Annotated in this window: 15 protein-coding genes; all 15 read right to left on the bottom strand. The window is 59.4% G+C overall.

Annotated elements, in window-relative coordinates; translation table 11 throughout:
- Window positions 1–30: 30 nt before the first annotated feature.
- Window positions 31–957, bottom strand: a complete 927-nt coding sequence (gene era / locus AKL28_RS02010; RefSeq protein WP_050466394.1) for a GTPase Era — start codon at window positions 955–957, stop codon at window positions 31–33.
- Window positions 954–2,060 carry a ribonuclease III gene (gene rnc, locus AKL28_RS02005; RefSeq protein WP_050466393.1) on the bottom strand — a complete coding sequence of 369 codons (1,107 nt, stop codon included), beginning with the start codon at window positions 2,058–2,060 and terminating at the stop codon, window positions 954–956. The genes era and rnc overlap by 4 nt, the downstream gene beginning before the upstream one ends.
- Window positions 2,061–2,395: 335 nt before the next feature.
- Window positions 2,396–3,310 (bottom strand): signal peptidase I, encoded by a 915-nt coding sequence (lepB, locus tag AKL28_RS02000; protein ID WP_050466392.1) that lies wholly within the window; start codon window positions 3,308–3,310, stop codon window positions 2,396–2,398.
- Window position 3,311: 1 nt separating this feature from the next.
- A complete protein-coding gene (gene lepA / locus AKL28_RS01995) occupies window positions 3,312–5,105 on the bottom strand; it encodes a translation elongation factor 4 (RefSeq protein WP_050466391.1) in 1,794 nt (597 codons plus the stop codon).
- A 205-nt stretch (window positions 5,106–5,310) separates the two neighbouring features.
- Entirely contained in the window at window positions 5,311–5,598 is a 288-nt protein-coding gene (locus AKL28_RS01990) for a glutaredoxin family protein (RefSeq protein WP_050466390.1), read from the bottom strand.
- A gap of 92 nt (window positions 5,599–5,690) precedes the next feature.
- Complete coding sequence (locus AKL28_RS01985; RefSeq protein ID WP_050466389.1) at window positions 5,691–7,172, bottom strand: DegQ family serine endoprotease; 1,482 nt, start codon at window positions 7,170–7,172, stop codon at window positions 5,691–5,693.
- Between the two features lie 14 nt (window positions 7,173–7,186).
- Window positions 7,187–8,227 carry a MucB/RseB C-terminal domain-containing protein gene (locus tag AKL28_RS01980; RefSeq protein ID WP_050466388.1) on the bottom strand — a complete coding sequence of 347 codons (1,041 nt, stop codon included), beginning with the start codon at window positions 8,225–8,227 and terminating at the stop codon, window positions 7,187–7,189.
- 1 nt (window position 8,228) lies between these two features.
- A complete protein-coding gene (locus AKL28_RS01975; RefSeq protein ID WP_050466387.1) occupies window positions 8,229–8,909 on the bottom strand; it encodes a sigma-E factor negative regulatory protein in 681 nt (226 codons plus the stop codon).
- Window positions 8,910–8,987: 78 nt separating this feature from the next.
- On the bottom strand, window positions 8,988–9,590 hold the full coding sequence (gene rpoE / locus AKL28_RS01970) for an RNA polymerase sigma factor RpoE (protein ID WP_050466386.1): 603 nt from the start codon (window positions 9,588–9,590) through the stop codon (window positions 8,988–8,990).
- A gap of 93 nt (window positions 9,591–9,683) precedes the next feature.
- Window positions 9,684–10,190: a protein YgfX gene (locus AKL28_RS01965; RefSeq protein ID WP_050466385.1), complete on the bottom strand. Its 507-nt coding sequence runs from the start codon at window positions 10,188–10,190 to the stop codon at window positions 9,684–9,686.
- A 55-nt stretch (window positions 10,191–10,245) separates the two neighbouring features.
- Window positions 10,246–11,487 (bottom strand): beta-ketoacyl-ACP synthase II, encoded by a 1,242-nt coding sequence (fabF, locus tag AKL28_RS01960; RefSeq protein WP_050466384.1) that lies wholly within the window; start codon window positions 11,485–11,487, stop codon window positions 10,246–10,248.
- Between the two features lie 34 nt (window positions 11,488–11,521).
- Window positions 11,522–11,761, bottom strand: a complete 240-nt coding sequence (acpP, locus tag AKL28_RS01955) for an acyl carrier protein (protein ID WP_006463505.1) — start codon at window positions 11,759–11,761, stop codon at window positions 11,522–11,524.
- Between the two features lie 163 nt (window positions 11,762–11,924).
- Window positions 11,925–12,680 (bottom strand): 3-oxoacyl-ACP reductase FabG, encoded by a 756-nt coding sequence (gene fabG / locus AKL28_RS01950; protein WP_050466383.1) that lies wholly within the window; start codon window positions 12,678–12,680, stop codon window positions 11,925–11,927.
- Window positions 12,677–13,609, bottom strand: a complete 933-nt coding sequence (fabD, locus tag AKL28_RS01945) for an ACP S-malonyltransferase (protein ID WP_050466382.1) — start codon at window positions 13,607–13,609, stop codon at window positions 12,677–12,679. Before fabD ends, fabG begins: the two co-directional genes overlap by 4 nt.
- Window positions 13,610–13,699: 90 nt before the next feature.
- Window positions 13,700–14,686: a beta-ketoacyl-ACP synthase III gene (locus tag AKL28_RS01940; RefSeq protein ID WP_050466381.1), complete on the bottom strand. Its 987-nt coding sequence runs from the start codon at window positions 14,684–14,686 to the stop codon at window positions 13,700–13,702.
- Window positions 14,687–14,688 lie beyond the last annotated feature (2 nt).

Raw genomic sequence — 14,688 nt, 5'->3', positions numbered from 1 at the left:
TGAAATGTGCTGCAGCGCCTGCCGACCAGGTCACTCGTAACCGTAGGCGCGCAAACCGGCTTCGTTGTCAGCCCAGCCGGATTTGACCTTGACCCAGATTTCCAGATAGACCGGGCCGCCGAACAGGCGCTCCATGTCGAGCCGGGCCTGGGTCGAAATTTCCTTCAGGCGCGCGCCCTTCTGGCCGATCACCATGGCCTTGTGGGTGTCGCGCTCGACCAGGATGGCGGCAAACACGCGGCGCAGGTTGCCCTCTTGTTCAAACTTCTCAACCAGCACGGTGCTGGTATACGGCAACTCTTCCCCGACGAAGCGGAACACCTTCTCGCGCACGATCTCGGACGCCAGGAATTTCTCGCTGCGGTCGGTGATGTCGTCTTCGTCGAACATCGGCGGATTGTGCGGCAGCAGCTTGCGGATCTCTTCCTGCAGGCGATCCAGCTGGAAACGCTGCTTGGCCGACACCGGCACCACAGCGGCGAAATCGCGGTGGGAGGCGACCTCCTGCGCGAACGGCATCAGCGTGGCCTTGTCTTTGCTGCGGTCCGACTTGTTCAGCACCAGGATACACGGCACGTTGGATGGCAGCAGGTCCAGCACCTGCTTGTCGGCCGGGCCGAACGTCCCCGCCTCGATCACGAACAGGATCACATCGGCGGCCGTCAGCGTATTGGTGACGGTGCGGTTGAGCGTCTTGTTCAGCGCATTGCTGTGGCGGGTCTGGAAACCCGGCGTATCGACATAGACGTATTGCGTCTCGCCGATGGTCTGGATACCGGTAATGCGGTGGCGCGTGGTCTGCGCCTTGCGCGAGGTGATGCTGACCTTGGCGCCGACCAGGACGTTCATCAAGGTCGATTTGCCGACGTTGGGACGGCCCACGATGGCGATATAGCCGCAGCGGTAATCGCCCGGCACCGGTGCCGGCTCAGTGCCGGTCATTGGAGAGTCTGTCATGCTGTCTTGGATTGCGTGGCAGCCGAGGCTGCCGAAATGGGTTCTGCCACCGCTTCGCTGCGGTCGCCGCTGGTCTTGCCGTCGCCTCTGGCGGCCTGGTGACGGGCCTCCTTTGCGTCTTTCGGCTCTTTCACGGCTTTGTCCTGTTTGTCGGCTTTATCGCCTTTATCGCTCTTGTCAGCCTTTTCGGCTTTCTCGATCTTCTCCACCTTTTCCGCGCGCTCGGCCTTGTCGACCAGGTCGCTCTTGTCGGCGCGCACTTCGCCCTTCAAGGGCTTGACGTTGGCGCTGCGCTCGGCGGTATCCGGGCGATGGCCCTTGGCCGACGGTTCCGCCACGTCAGGAGCGTCCGGCTGGATGGTGGCGATGCCGGCCAGCTTGAGCTGGGTCGTGCGTGCACGCGGCTTGCGGCTGGCGGAGGGAGTCTTGGCCAGCGCCAGCTGGACGGCCTCCAGCGCCAGCTTGGCCGCTGCCTGTTCGCCGGCACGGCGGCTGCCGCCGGTACCGAAAACCTGGATGTCCAGCTTGGGCACCAGGCATTCGATCTCGAACTCCTGATTGTGGGCCGCACCGTGGGTGGCGATGACGTTGTATTGCGGCAGCGGGATCTTCTTCCCTTGCAGAAACTCCTGCAGCAGGGTCTTGGCATCCTTACCCAAGGTTCGCGGGTCGACGTGTTCCAGCACCGGCAGGTACAACGCACGGATCGCCGCGCGTGCCGCTTCAAAGCCGGAATCAAGGAAGATCGCGCCAAACAGCGCTTCAAGCGTGTCGGCCAAAATCGACGGACGGCGGAAACCGCCCGATTTAAGCTCGCCCTCGCCCAGGCGCAGAAACTGCGACAGCTCAAGCCGCTGGGCGATTTCATAGAGGGATTGCTGCTTGACCAGATTGGCGCGCAGGCGCGACAAATCGCCTTCGTCGATCTTGTCGTAACGGTCGAACAGCAGCGAAGCCACCACGCAGTTCAGCACCGAATCGCCAAGGAATTCCAGCCGCTCATTATGCAAAGAGCTATGGCTACGGTGCGTCAAGGCCTGCTGCAGTAAAGAAGCGTCCTTGAAGTTGTGGCCTAGCCGTTGTTGCAAGAGTTGAGGATCCATTTTCTCATCCGTCATTCAGGCCAGTTGTCCGTGTGGCGCGCAAGGCGCTGCGCACATCGGCCCAGCCTGATTAGTCAGCGGGATCGGTTCAAAGCAAAGCTGAAAACTGCTCCGGTCTGCCTCCACAATGCAAAAATGCCCAATGGAAACTACTTAGAACCTGCTCCCGCTCTCCACCGGGGTTGTCCAATCGCCCTTTCAGGCGGTCTGCGGCGTTGCAAAGCCTCGCCGGGCCACCGGCCCGACTGCGTTTTGCGCCTTGCATCCCATCCCGAAAGGACGATTGACCAACTCCCGGGGAGAGCGGGAGCAGGTTCTTACCAGGATGCGGCGCCTTACTTGAAGCTGCCGATCCGCTTTAAATCGCCCAGATTCATCCAGACGAAGAATGCTTTTCCGACAATGTTCTGATTGGGGACAAATCCCCAATAGCGGCTGTCCAGGCTGTTGTCCCGGTTGTCGCCCATCATGAAATATTCGCCCTGCGGCACCGTGCAGGCAAAGCCTTCGGCGTTATAGGTGCACAGCTCGTGATGCGGGAAGGCATCAGGGTTCGGTACGAAATTCGGAGCGCGCTCGTCAGTCAGGATCTTGTGTTCCACGCCGGTCAGGTTTTCCTGCCACTGCTTATAGTACGTCAGATTTTCTTCATCCAGATAATCCGGCAGCGGTTTATAAGAGATTTCTTCACCATTCACCGTTAAACGCTTGTTTTTATAGACTATTTTGTCGCCAGGCACGCCTACAACACGCTTGATGTAATCGACCGTCGTATCCTTCGGATACTTGAAAACCATGACGTCGCCGCGCTGGGGATCGTTCACCTCGATGATCTTCTTATTGATGATCGGCAGGCGAATGCCATAGGTGTATTTGTTCACCAGGATCAGGTCGCCCACCAGCAAGGTCGGCACCATCGAACTCGATGGGATCTTGAACGGTTCGTACAGGAAGGAGCGCAGGAAAAACACCAGCGCGATCACCGGGAAGAAGCTGCCGGAATATTCAATCCATGCCGGCTGCTTGAGCAGCTTGGCCTTGAGATCGGCGCGGCCGCTGGCCACATTGCCTTCGCGCTTGATGCCTTCGGCGTTGTCGCGCGCCACGCGGGCGTCGAACTCGGCCAATGCCGCATCGGCACGGGCGCTGCGCTGCTTGGAGAGGAAGAACACATCGGCAAACCAGACCACGCCGGTCACCACCATCAAGACGAACAGAATCAGTGCGAAGTTGCCCAACAATGCCTGCATGTTATTTCTCTTCCACTTGTAAGATTGCCAGGAATGCTTCCTGCGGGATTTCCACCGAGCCGACCTGCTTCATGCGCTTCTTGCCGGCCTTCTGCTTTTCCAGCAGCTTGCGCTTACGCGAGATGTCGCCGCCGTAGCACTTGGCCAGCACGTTCTTGCGCAACGCCTTGACGTTCTCGCGCGAGATGATGGTGGCGCCGATGGCGGCCTGGATCGCCACGTCGAACATCTGGCGCGGAATCAGCTCGCGCATCTTGGCCGCTACTGCGCGCCCGCGGAACTGCGCCGCCGCACGGTGCACGATGATGGCCAGCGCATCGACCTTCTCGCTATTGATCAGCATGTCGACCTTGACCACATCGGCCGCGCGATATTCCTTGAACTCATAGTCCATCGAGGCGTAGCCGCGCGAAGTCGACTTGAGGCGGTCGAAGAAGTCGAGCACGATCTCGGCCATCGGCATTTCGTAAGTCAGTTGCACCTGCTTGCCGTGGTAGCTCATGTTGGTCTGGATGCCGCGCTTTTGCGTGCACAGCGTGATGACCGAGCCGACATATTCTTGCGGCATGTACAGGTTGACCGTGACGATGGGTTCGCGGACTTCCTCGATCTTGGAGACTTCCGGCATCTTCGACGGGTTATCCACCATCAGCAATGTACCGTCGCGCATTTGTACCTCATACACCACGGTTGGCGCGGTGGTGATCAGGTCCATGTCAAACTCGCGCTCCAGGCGCTCCTGCACGATTTCCATGTGCAGCAGGCCCAAGAAGCCGCAGCGGAAGCCGAAGCCCAGCGCCTGCGATACTTCCGGTTCGTACATCAATGCAGCGTCATTGAGCTTGAGCTTTTCGAGCGAGTCGCGCAGCGCGTCGTACTGGTTGGCTTCGACCGGAAACAGGCCGGCAAACACTTGCGGCTGCACTTCCTTGAAGCCGGGCAGCGGCGCCGGCGCCGGCTTGCCTGCCAGGGTCACGGTATCGCCCACCTTGGCGGACTTGAGTTCCTTGATACCGGCAATGACGAAGCCCACCTGCCCTGCTGTCAGCGCCTCGCGCGATTGCGACTTGGGCGTGAACACGCCGATGCTTTCGGTCAGGTGCTGGGCGCCGGTGGCCATGAACAGGATCTTGTCTTTGGGACGCAAGGTGCCATTGACGATACGCACCAGCATCACCACACCGACGTAATTGTCGAACCAGGAGTCGATGATCAGCGCCTGCAATGGCGCATCGGCGTCGCCCTTCGGTGCCGGCACCTTGGCGATGATGGCTTCGAGCACGTCTTCCACGCCCAGGCCGGTCTTGGCCGAGCACGGTGTGGCGTCGGAGGCGTCGATGCCGATGACTTCTTCGATCTCGCTCTTGGCGTTGTCTGGATCGGCCGAGGGCAAGTCGATCTTGTTCAGCACCGGCACCACTTCCACACCGAGCTCCAGCGCGGTGTAGCAGTTGGCCACCGTCTGCGCCTCCACGCCTTGCGAGGCATCCACCACCAGCAATGCGCCCTCGCAGGCGGACAGCGAGCGGCTGACTTCGTAGCTGAAGTCGACGTGTCCCGGGGTATCGATCAGATTGAGGTTGTAGACCTGACCATCCTTCGCCTTGTACGACAGGGCGGCGGTCTGCGCCTTGATGGTGATGCCGCGCTCGCGCTCGATATCCATCGAGTCCAGCACCTGGGCTTCCATTTCACGGTTGGAGAGACCTCCACACAACTGGATGATGCGATCGGCCAAGGTGGATTTGCCATGGTCGATGTGGGCGATGATCGAGAAATTACGAATATTGTTCATTAACAGACGGGTAACGATAAAAAAAGGCGCTCTGTAGCGGGAGCAGTCCCAGCCGAGCGCCTTTGCAACAGCTTGTTCGACCCGGCATTTTACCGGATTTCAGAGGGAGAATCGCGTCTTTCCTGTAGTCCAGACCATTCCTGTCACGCATGCATACGATCTTCCGGGAAGAAAAAATTTCCTCGGAGGAATTCGGCAAAATATCCTATCGCGCGCCGGTGCCCTGGCCGTCGACACCATCGATAAAGACCTGAAGACCAGATTCGTCCAGAAAATAATGGCAGAGTTGCAACCATTCGCCATCACGCTGCTGCGCCATCAGCACCGGCACCAGTTCGTCATAGCGTTCCACCAAGGCAGGATCCGCATCGACATCCACCATCTCGATATCAGCCGCCCGTCCATCCAGCCTGGTCAGCAAGGCTTGCCGCAAGTCATCGCATAGATGGCAATAACTGCGGGAGTAAATCACGAAACGAAGCGTATCGGCCATCTCACCTCTTGCCCACCCGGCTCAGACAATAAAAAAGGCTGCAGACCACGGTTTGCAGCCTCTCGCACCGAGACGGCGCGTTTTTATCGGCCTCAGTTGCCGCCGTTAGGACGCAACGGCACGAATTGCGAAGAATCTCCACGGCGGATCAATACCGCCGCACGCTTCTTGGCATCCAGCTTGGCCACCAACTGGTTGAATTGCTTGGCATCCCTGATATCGACATCGTTGAGGCGTTGCACGACATCGCCGGGACGAATACCCGCCGCCGCAGCAGCTCCGCTCGCGGCCTCAACCAGCACGCCGTTATCCGCCTTGAGCTCCTTCTTCTGCGCGTCGGAAAGATCGCTGACGATCAGGCCCAGCGCGTTGGGCGTATTGTCCGGCTTGGCCTTCTTTTCCTCGGCCTGCTTGGGCTTGTCGGCCTCCAGCTCCACCACGGCCACGCTGACGTCGCGCGCACTGCCCTTGCGCCAGATATTCACAGTCGCCTTGGCGCCCGGCTTGGTGGCGCCAACCATGCGCGGCAGATCGCTCGGGCGTTCGATTGGAGCACCGTTGTACTTCAGGATGATGTCGCCAGCCTCCAGGCCGGCTTTCGCCGCCGGGCCATCCGGCTCGACGCGCTGCACCAGCGCACCTTGTGCACGCGCCAGGCCCAGCGACTCGGCCACATCCTTGGTAACTTCGCCAATCTGCACACCGATGCGTCCGCGCGTCACGCGGCCGCTGGCTTTCAATTGGTCGGCCACACGCAGCGCTTCATCAATGGGTACCGCGAACGAGATGCCCATGAAGCCGCCCGAACGGCTGTAGATCTGCGAATTGATACCGATCACCTCGCCCTTGAGGTTGATCAGCGGACCGCCTGAATTGCCGGGATTGACCGCCACGTCGGTCTGGATCAGCGGCAGATAATCGCCGGTGTCGCGTGCCTTGGCCGAAACGATGCCGGCAGTCACGGTGTTCTCCAGGCCGAACGGCGAACCGATGGCCAATACCCATTCGCCGGCCCGGATCTTGTCCGAGTCACCCATGGCCAGGCGCGGCAGGTTGCTGCCGTCGATCTTCAGCACGGCAACGTCGGTGCGGGTATCGGCGCCAACGATCTTGGCCTTGAATTCACGCTTATCGGTCAGCGTCACATAGACATCGCTGGCGCCATCCACCACGTGGGCGTTGGTCAGGATAAAACCGTCCGCCGAAATGATGAAACCGGATCCTACGCCACGCGGCACCTCTTCCTGCTGGCTTTGGCCGCCTTGCTTTCCATTGCCGCGGGGGGTACCCGGCTGCTGCTGGCGCGGAATGGGAATGCCAAAGAAACGGCGGAAAAATTCCTGCATTTCAGGATCGTCGATGCCCCCTTGCACCTGGCCGCCATTACGCACACGTTCAGTGGTGCGAATGTTGACGACGCCTGGGCCGGTACGGTCGACAATATCGGCAAAATCGGGCAACCCCGCCACGCTGGGCGCCACCACGGCCGGTGCCGCAGACGCTGCGGGAACGGCCACAAAAACGGATGCTGCCAGCAGTGAGCAAGCGACGATAGTTTTCTTCAGTGAAGTCATTGCAACGTTCTCTTTTATTTGGTTTTTAGCTCGATCGAATTAGCCACCTGGCGGATCGCGGCAGCAGGCACTTCCCCCACCACAGTCAGCCAGTAATCTCCTTGGCGCCGGCCGACGATATTCAGCGCCCCTTGCTGGATTGCACCTTCATTATGATTCTGGCCACCGGCTTCAATGAACACCGAAATGGCTGCCAGTCCATCGGAAAACACGATCTGCGACACTTCACGCTCGGCCGGCCGATTCTGGGCCGACGATGCTCCGGCGTCTGCCGTATCGGAAATCAGCCTGCGTACTTCCTGGACCTTGCGAAACCCCGGTGGCGGCGTGACGCTCCAACCGGACAGATCAACCGAACTCATCGCTGCCTTCTCGATGCGCCAGCCACGCGTATCGGTATAGCTGGGACGTATCCGGGCGCGGTCGATCGGGCCGATTTCAATCTGGGTGAAAGCAATCTGCTCGACGATTTCCCCCTTGCTGTCCAGCGTCTGCGCCCGCAGCAACAGGCCGGAATTCTTGTCGGCCCAGAATCGGTAACCATAACGCAGCTTGTCCTTGGGTTCCAGCACAATCGCCTGGCAATCCCTGCCGGCCACCCGCTCATCTCCACCCATGCTCAGATTGTAATGGTTCACCAGATCCTCCGGATCGGCGCCCAAAATGGCGGGGAAAACATCGCGCGTAACGCGCTTCTCGATCAATACCGTCTTGGCGTCAGGAATATAACAGGCGACATCATCGTTATTGCGGAGATATTCACGCGGCTTGCCGTCCAATACTTCGAGCTTTTCCAGTTCGTTCTTGCCGGCCAGGATGTGCGTGATGCGCGAGGTGCGCATCTGGTTGGCTTGCTGATAAACGAAAGTACCCGAATAGCTGAGACGCTGTGCCGCAGACTGAATCTTCTTCAGCTGGGCTTGAGCCGCGGCAGCAGAAGCAGATAGAGCCTGCCTCGTAGCCGGTGGTGGCGTACCATCCACCGCTTGGGCGGACAGTACGAATAAAGTGGAGAGGAATGGAAGTAGCCTGAGCAAATGCCCTTTTTGCCACATATTATTTATCTGCGTTAACAGAGAAAGCGGTAGAACGCGCGTATTGCGCCGAGCTGTATGACGGCGAGAAGCGCTGATGGGCAAACAGGTAATCGTCGATGCGCGGATCGCGTTTGACTTCCCCTTGCTGCGCCAACGTGCTCAGTTGAGTGACGTTTTGCGAACCGTCCCCCGCAGCGCCGTTAGCCGACACATTGGAAATCGCCGACGGCACGACGACTGGCGCTGAAGCGACCTGTACCGGGGAAGTCCCCGAATCCGCAGTCACGACAGCCTGCTGCGGCATCGCCACGAATACGGCAGCCACGACAGCTGCAGCCGCAGCGGCGCCCGGCAGGAAAAAGCGGCTCCGGCCACGCGGGCGCACCGCCTGGTGATCGCCGTTGGCGGCAGAGGGCACCACCACCGCAGCCTCGCTCGATGCGTCCGCAGACGCTTGGGGCGCCACGATCGCAGGCTCTGCATCCAGCAAAGCGCTCATTTTGGCCGAAAAGCCGGCACTCAATGAGATGTCCATTTCCTCGGAGCGCAGGACATCTCCAATCTGGTGGTAGACCTCCCAGGCTTCACGGCCATCTTGCGACGAACGCAAAGCGGCAAGGGCAATAGTCATCTCTTCAGAACTCAGCTCACCATCGGCAAGCGTAGAGATCTGTTCTCTGGTTGTTACTTTGGCATCCATAAGCAGTCACCCGGCAAAAATCTTAGTTCCATACCCGCTTTATTATTTTGTTTCTTATCAACAACATTACCAGCGGCGTCACCAGCGCTTGTCCGCTGCCGTATCCAGCAACGGACGCAACTTCTCGGCGATGGCTTCCCGTGCACGGAAAATGCGGCTGCGCACGGTACCGATTGGACAATTCATCGCATCTGCAATCTCGTCGTAGCTCAACCCCTCGATCTCGCGCAACGTGATGGCAGTACGTAATTCTTCCGGCAATGCCTCCATCGCCACGTTGACCGTCTGAGCAATCTGCTTGGTGGCCAACATCGACTCAGGAGTGTTGATGTCCCTTAGGTGGTCTCCATCGTCAAAAGTTTCAGCTTCTTCAGCGTCTGCTTCCGTAGAAGTTGGAGCTCGCCTTCCCAAAGTAACGAGATAATTTTTTGCGGTATTAATGCCGATGCGATAAAGCCAAGTATAAAAAGCCGAATCGCCGCGAAATTGCGGCAGCGCGCGGTAAGCCTTGATAAAAGCTTCCTGCACCACATCCTCGGCTTCCGCCTGGTCGCGCACGAGCCGCGACACCAGACGCATCAGCTTACGTTGATACTTGACTACCAATAGCTCGAACGCCTTCTTGTCGCCACGCTGGACGCGTTCAACAAGCAGCTGGTCTATTTCGCGTTCTGTCGTCAAACCGGATTCCTTGTTCTTTTATCGCCTTGTTTTTCTATGGCTATTGCCCTCAACCAGATGGTTCCGATTTGGCAATTTTCAAGCTCTATCGACCTATTTTTCCAGCATCTGGGTTTTGGCCATATTGTGGCTGACCAACCAGCGGCATGCCACGGAAAGCGCCCTGAATGTATCTTCGGAGACAGAATCCGAAAGGATTGGGATGGTGCGGGTCTTGCCATTCTCAAGACGCAGGCGCAAAAACAGCATGCCAGGCCAAACAGTAGTCCCAGCCAACAGCTGGGCCAGGCCGGCCTTCATTACCTGGGGCTTGGCCCGGGCACTACTGCTGTTGATGAGATGTTCCACGACACGAATCTGGCCCGTGGCGGAGATATGCAACCAGATGGTCTTGCGTCCGCGCAAGACGAGAAACAGCGCAATGGCCGCAGCAATGAGGCTGGCTGCCGCCAAGATACCACGCAGCAGCCATGAAAGTTGCCCCGACAGCAACAGGCACACCGCAACGCCGACCAAAACCACGCACAAGCAGGCGAAGGTCATGACCAGCAAAAGCAGACGGGAAGGTTTGATATCCGCAGAAACCGCTATCGTCGACATAAGACGCCATCAAAATGACAAACCCGGCTTTCACCTGAAAGCCGGGTACCGCATTTTACATCTTGCCGATGACCAGTGTACCGTTGGTGCCACCGAAGCCGAAAGAGTTCTTCACGGCAATATCGATTTTCAGATCACGCGCCTGATTCGCACAATAATCGAGATCGCATTCCGGATCCTGATTGATGATGTTCATCGTCGGCGGGGAGATCTGGTGATGCACGGCCAGGACCGTCAACACCGTTTCCAGGCCACCGGCTCCGCCCAACAGGTGGCCGGTCATCGACTTGGTCGAATTGACTACCATCTTGTAAGCGTGATCGCCGAAAGCGGCCTTGATCGCCTCGGTTTCGTTCTTGTCGCCCAGCGGGGTCGAGGTACCGTGCGCATTCAGGTACTGCACTTCATCCGGATTGACGCCGGCGTCGCGCAATGCATTGAGCACGCAGCGGCGCGGACCATCCAGGTTCGGCGCGGTCATATGGTAGGCATCGCCGCTCATGCCGAAGCCCAGCAGCTCCGCATAGATCGTCGCGCCGCGAGCCTTGGCGTGCTCATATTCTTCAAGCACCATCACGCCGGCGCCTTCGCCCAGCACGAACCCGTCACGATCCTTGTCCCACGGACGGGACGCGGTGGCGGGATCGTCGTTGCGGGTCGACAGCGCGCGCGCCGAGGCGAACCCGCCGATACCCAGCGGCGAAACGCTGGACTCGGCGCCGCCGGCGATCATCACGTCGGCATCGCCGTACATGATCATGCGCGCAGATGCGCCGATGCAATGCAAACCGGTGGTGCAAGCCGTCACGATGGCCAGGTTGGGGCCCTTCATGCCGTACTTGATCGACAGGTTGCCGGAGATCATATTGATGATCGAGGCCGGGATGAAGAACGGGCTGATGCGACGCGGGCCGCGGTTGGTCAGCTCCGCATGAGTTTCTTCGATCAGGGGCAGGCCACCGATACCGGAACCGATCATGACGCCGATACGCTCGGCATTCTCGTCCGTTACCGTCAAACCACTATTTTCAATGGCCTGGATACCGGCTGCCATCCCGTAGTGGATGAAGGTATCCATGTGACGCGCTTCCTTGGCGGGGATGTAATCCTCGATATTGAAGCCCTTCACTTCACCAGCAAAGTGCGTGGTGAATGGCGAAGCGTCAAACTTGGTGATGGTGGCGATGCCGGACTTGCCTTCCTTGATGGCACTCCACGTATCGGCGATATTGTTGCCGACAGGTGAAATGCACCCCAGGCCGGTAATGACTACACGACGTTCACGAGTGCGGCTCAAGCAATTCTCCTACAAACTTGGTCCAAAGCCCTTGTTAGGCCTTGACTTGCGACTTGGCGTAGTCGATCGCCTGTTGCACGGTGGTGATCTTCTCTGCCTGCTCGTCAGGGATTTCCATTTCGAACTCATCTTCCAGAGCCATGACCAGCTCGACGGTGTCGAGGGAGTCAGCGCCCAGGTCGTCAACGAACGACGATTCGTTCTTGATGTCGGCTTCGGCGACGCCCAGTTGCTCAGCGACGATCTTCTTAACGCGTTGTTCGATATCGGACATATTGTTCCTCCAGAGGATAGATAGGTTACAAAAGTGCGCGCATTTTAGCAGGTTTGCGCGGGGAAAATTTACTTTTAACTATTCTTGGCAAGATTGCGCCAAGTCCAGCTTAACTTCAAACAAAATGCACCAAAAGGATTTAAATCAATCCCTTGGAACATGCTTAACCCATGTACATGCCGCCGTTCACATTCAGCGTACTGCCGGTGATGTAGCCCGCCTGCGCCGAAGCCAGGAAGGCCACCGCCGCCGCCACCTCTTCAGCGGCGCCCAGGCGGCCCAGCGGAATCTGCTGCAGGATCGCGGCGGACTGCTGCTCGTTGAGCGCCTTGGTCATGTCGGTATCGATAAAGCCGGGTGCCACGCAGTTGACGGTGATGTTGCGGCTGCCGATCTCGCGCGCCAATGCGCGGCTCATGCCTGCCACGCCGGCCTTGGCGGCAGCGTAATTCATCTGGCCGGGATTGCCGGCCTCCCCCACCACCGAAGTGATGCTGATGATGCGGCCGTGCCTGGCCTTCATCATACCGCGCAGCACCGCGCGCGACAGGCGGCCCACGGCGGTCAGGTTGGTAGCGATGACGCTGTCCCACTCCTCGTCTTTCATGCGCATGGCCAACTGGTCCTGCGTAATACCGGCGTTATTGATCAGGATCGACAACGAACCGTATTCCTTCTGCACTTGTTCGACGATGGCGGTACAAGCTGCGGCATCGTTGACGTTGAGCACCAGCCCCTTGCCGCACTCCGGCTGCAAGGCGTTGAGATATTCGCTAATGGCGGCAGCACCAGCCTCCGAAGTGGCGGTACCCACCACCTTGGCGCCCTGCTTTGCCAACTCCACTGCGATGGCGCGGCCGATGCCGCGCGATGCGCCAGTAACCAGCGCGACTTGTCCTTGCAGATTCTGTGTACTCACTTGAGCAGCTCCAATACTTTTTCCAGGGACGCCTGGTCGACGATAGCCTCGCCGATCAGTTCGCCGTTGATACGCTTGGTCAGGCCGGTCAGCACCTTGCCCGGACCGCATTCGATGACATGGGTGATGCCGTCGGCGCCCATCTTCTGGACGGTCTCGACCCAGCGCACCGCGCTGGCCGCCTGGCGCACCAGCGCATCCTTGATGGCAGCAGGTTCGCCAACTATCGCCACGTCAACGTTGTTGATGACAGGAATCTGCGGCGCGACGAACGCCACATTGGCCAGATAAGCCTGCAGCCGGTCGGATGCAGGCCTGAGCAGCGACGAGTGGAACGGCGCCGATACAGGCAGCGACAGCGCGCGCTTGGCACCCTTGGCCTTGGCGATCTCGCAAGCCCGCTCGACAGCGCCCTTGTGGCCGGCGATCACGACTTGCGCCGGCGCGTTGAAATTGACGGCCTCGACCACCTCCGATTGCGCCGCTTCCGCACACGCGGCGCGCACATCGTCGTCGGACAAGCCGAGAATAGCTGCCATGCCGCCCTGCCCGACCGGCACGGCTTCTTGCATGGCCTGGGCACGGAAGCGCACCAGCGGCACCGCATCCTTGAACTGGATCACGCCAGCCGCCACCAATGCGGAGTATTCACCCAGGCTGTGGCCGGCGACCAGCGCCGGCGCCTGGCCGCCAGCCGCCAGCCAGGCGCGGTAGAACGCCACGGCGGCGGTCAGCATGACCGGCTGCGTATTGGTAGTCAGGTCCAGGTCTTCCTTCGGGCCTTCGGCAATCAGCTTGCCCAAATCGAACTGCAAGGCGTCGGACGCTTCAGCCACGGTCTGGCGAACCGCTTCATTATCGGCGAAACCGTTGAGCATCCCGATCGCCTGAGAGCCTTGGCCCGGGAAAACAAAAGCAAATTTTGTCATGCTTGGATTTGATTGAGGTTGGATGAAACAGAAAACGAAACGCCGCCCATGAGGCCGCAATACCGCAACGGCCCCGGCGGCGCTCCAGCCTTACATTCGGGCGAGCACAGCGCCCCAGGTGAAACCGCCGCCCACGCCTTCCATCATGACGGTATGGCCAGGCTTGACGCGGCCATCGCGCACCGCCTGATCCAGCGCCAGCGGGATCGAAGCAGCCGACGTGTTGCCATGCTCACCGACGGTGACTACCATCTTCTCCAGCGGCAGCCCCAGTTTCTTGGCGGTACCTTGCATGATGCGGATATTGGCCTGGTGCGGAATCAGCCAGTCGATCTCGGAAGCGTCGACCTTGGCAGCCGCCAGCGCCTCGCGGGCAACCTTGTCCAGCACCGACACAGCCAGCTTGAACACTGCCGGGCCGTCCATGTACAAGTAAGCGCTGCCAGCCACGGCGCCATTGCCAACGTTGCCCGGCACACACAGGATGTGGCCATGGCTGCCATCGGCATGCAACTTGGATGCCAGCACGCCCGGCTCGCTTGATGCACTCATCACCACCGCGCCGGCGCCATCGCCGAACAGCACACAGGTGCTGCGATCCTTGAAGTCGAGAATACGCGAAAACACTTCCGTACCGATCACCAGCACGTTCTTGTGCGCACCGGACTTGATGAAGCTGTCGGCCACCGACATCGCGTAGACGAAGCCGCTGCACACTGCCTGCACGTCCATCGCCGGCGAACCATTGGTGATGCCGAGCTTGTGCTGCACCACGCAGGCCGTGCTGGGGAAACCGCCCAGGTGATCCGGTGTCGACGTCGCCAGGATGATCAGGTCGATATCGTTGGCCTGCATGCCAGCCGCTTCCAGCGCACGCTGCGCAGCCGCCAGCGCAAGGTCGCTGGAAAGCTGGGTCGGTTCCGCATAGTGGCGCGCGGAAATGCCGCTGCGCGTAACGATCCATTCATCCGAGGTTTCAATGCCCTGCTCTGCCAGTTGTGCAGCCAGTTCGTTGTTGGTCACGCGCTTGGCAGGCAGATAACTTCCTGTACCGACGATTTTGCTATAAATGGTCATAC

The sequence above is a fragment of the Herbaspirillum chlorophenolicum genome (assembly GCF_001189955.1).
Classification (GTDB): domain Bacteria; phylum Pseudomonadota; class Gammaproteobacteria; order Burkholderiales; family Burkholderiaceae_D; genus Herbaspirillum; species Herbaspirillum chlorophenolicum.
The sequence above is the reverse complement of the archived record's forward strand: the minus strand, read 5'-3'. Positions and strand labels throughout refer to the sequence as shown.

What these genes read in the sequence shown, in the direction of transcription:
- era (WP_050466394.1), bottom strand. Translation starts at nt 957, where the DNA reads ATGACAGACTCTCCAATGACCGGCACTGAGCCGGCACCGGTGCCGGGC.
- rnc (WP_050466393.1), bottom strand. Translation starts at nt 2,060, where the DNA reads ATGGATCCTCAACTCTTGCAACAACGGCTAGGCCACAACTTCAAGGAC.
- lepB (WP_050466392.1), bottom strand. Translation starts at nt 3,310, where the DNA reads ATGCAGGCATTGTTGGGCAACTTCGCACTGATTCTGTTCGTCTTGATG.
- lepA (WP_050466391.1), bottom strand. Translation starts at nt 5,105, where the DNA reads ATGAACAATATTCGTAATTTCTCGATCATCGCCCACATCGACCATGGC.
- AKL28_RS01990 (WP_050466390.1), bottom strand. Translation starts at nt 5,598, where the DNA reads ATGGCCGATACGCTTCGTTTCGTGATTTACTCCCGCAGTTATTGCCAT.
- AKL28_RS01985 (WP_050466389.1), bottom strand. Translation starts at nt 7,172, where the DNA reads ATGACTTCACTGAAGAAAACTATCGTCGCTTGCTCACTGCTGGCAGCA.
- AKL28_RS01980 (WP_050466388.1), bottom strand. Translation starts at nt 8,227, where the DNA reads ATGTGGCAAAAAGGGCATTTGCTCAGGCTACTTCCATTCCTCTCCACT.
- AKL28_RS01975 (WP_050466387.1), bottom strand. Translation starts at nt 8,909, where the DNA reads ATGGATGCCAAAGTAACAACCAGAGAACAGATCTCTACGCTTGCCGAT.
- AKL28_RS01965 (WP_050466385.1), bottom strand. Translation starts at nt 10,190, where the DNA reads ATGTCGACGATAGCGGTTTCTGCGGATATCAAACCTTCCCGTCTGCTT.
- acpP (WP_006463505.1), bottom strand. Translation starts at nt 11,761, where the DNA reads ATGTCCGATATCGAACAACGCGTTAAGAAGATCGTCGCTGAGCAACTG.
- fabD (WP_050466382.1), bottom strand. Translation starts at nt 13,609, where the DNA reads ATGACAAAATTTGCTTTTGTTTTCCCGGGCCAAGGCTCTCAGGCGATC.
- AKL28_RS01940 (WP_050466381.1), bottom strand. Translation starts at nt 14,686, where the DNA reads ATGACCATTTATAGCAAAATCGTCGGTACAGGAAGTTATCTGCCTGCC.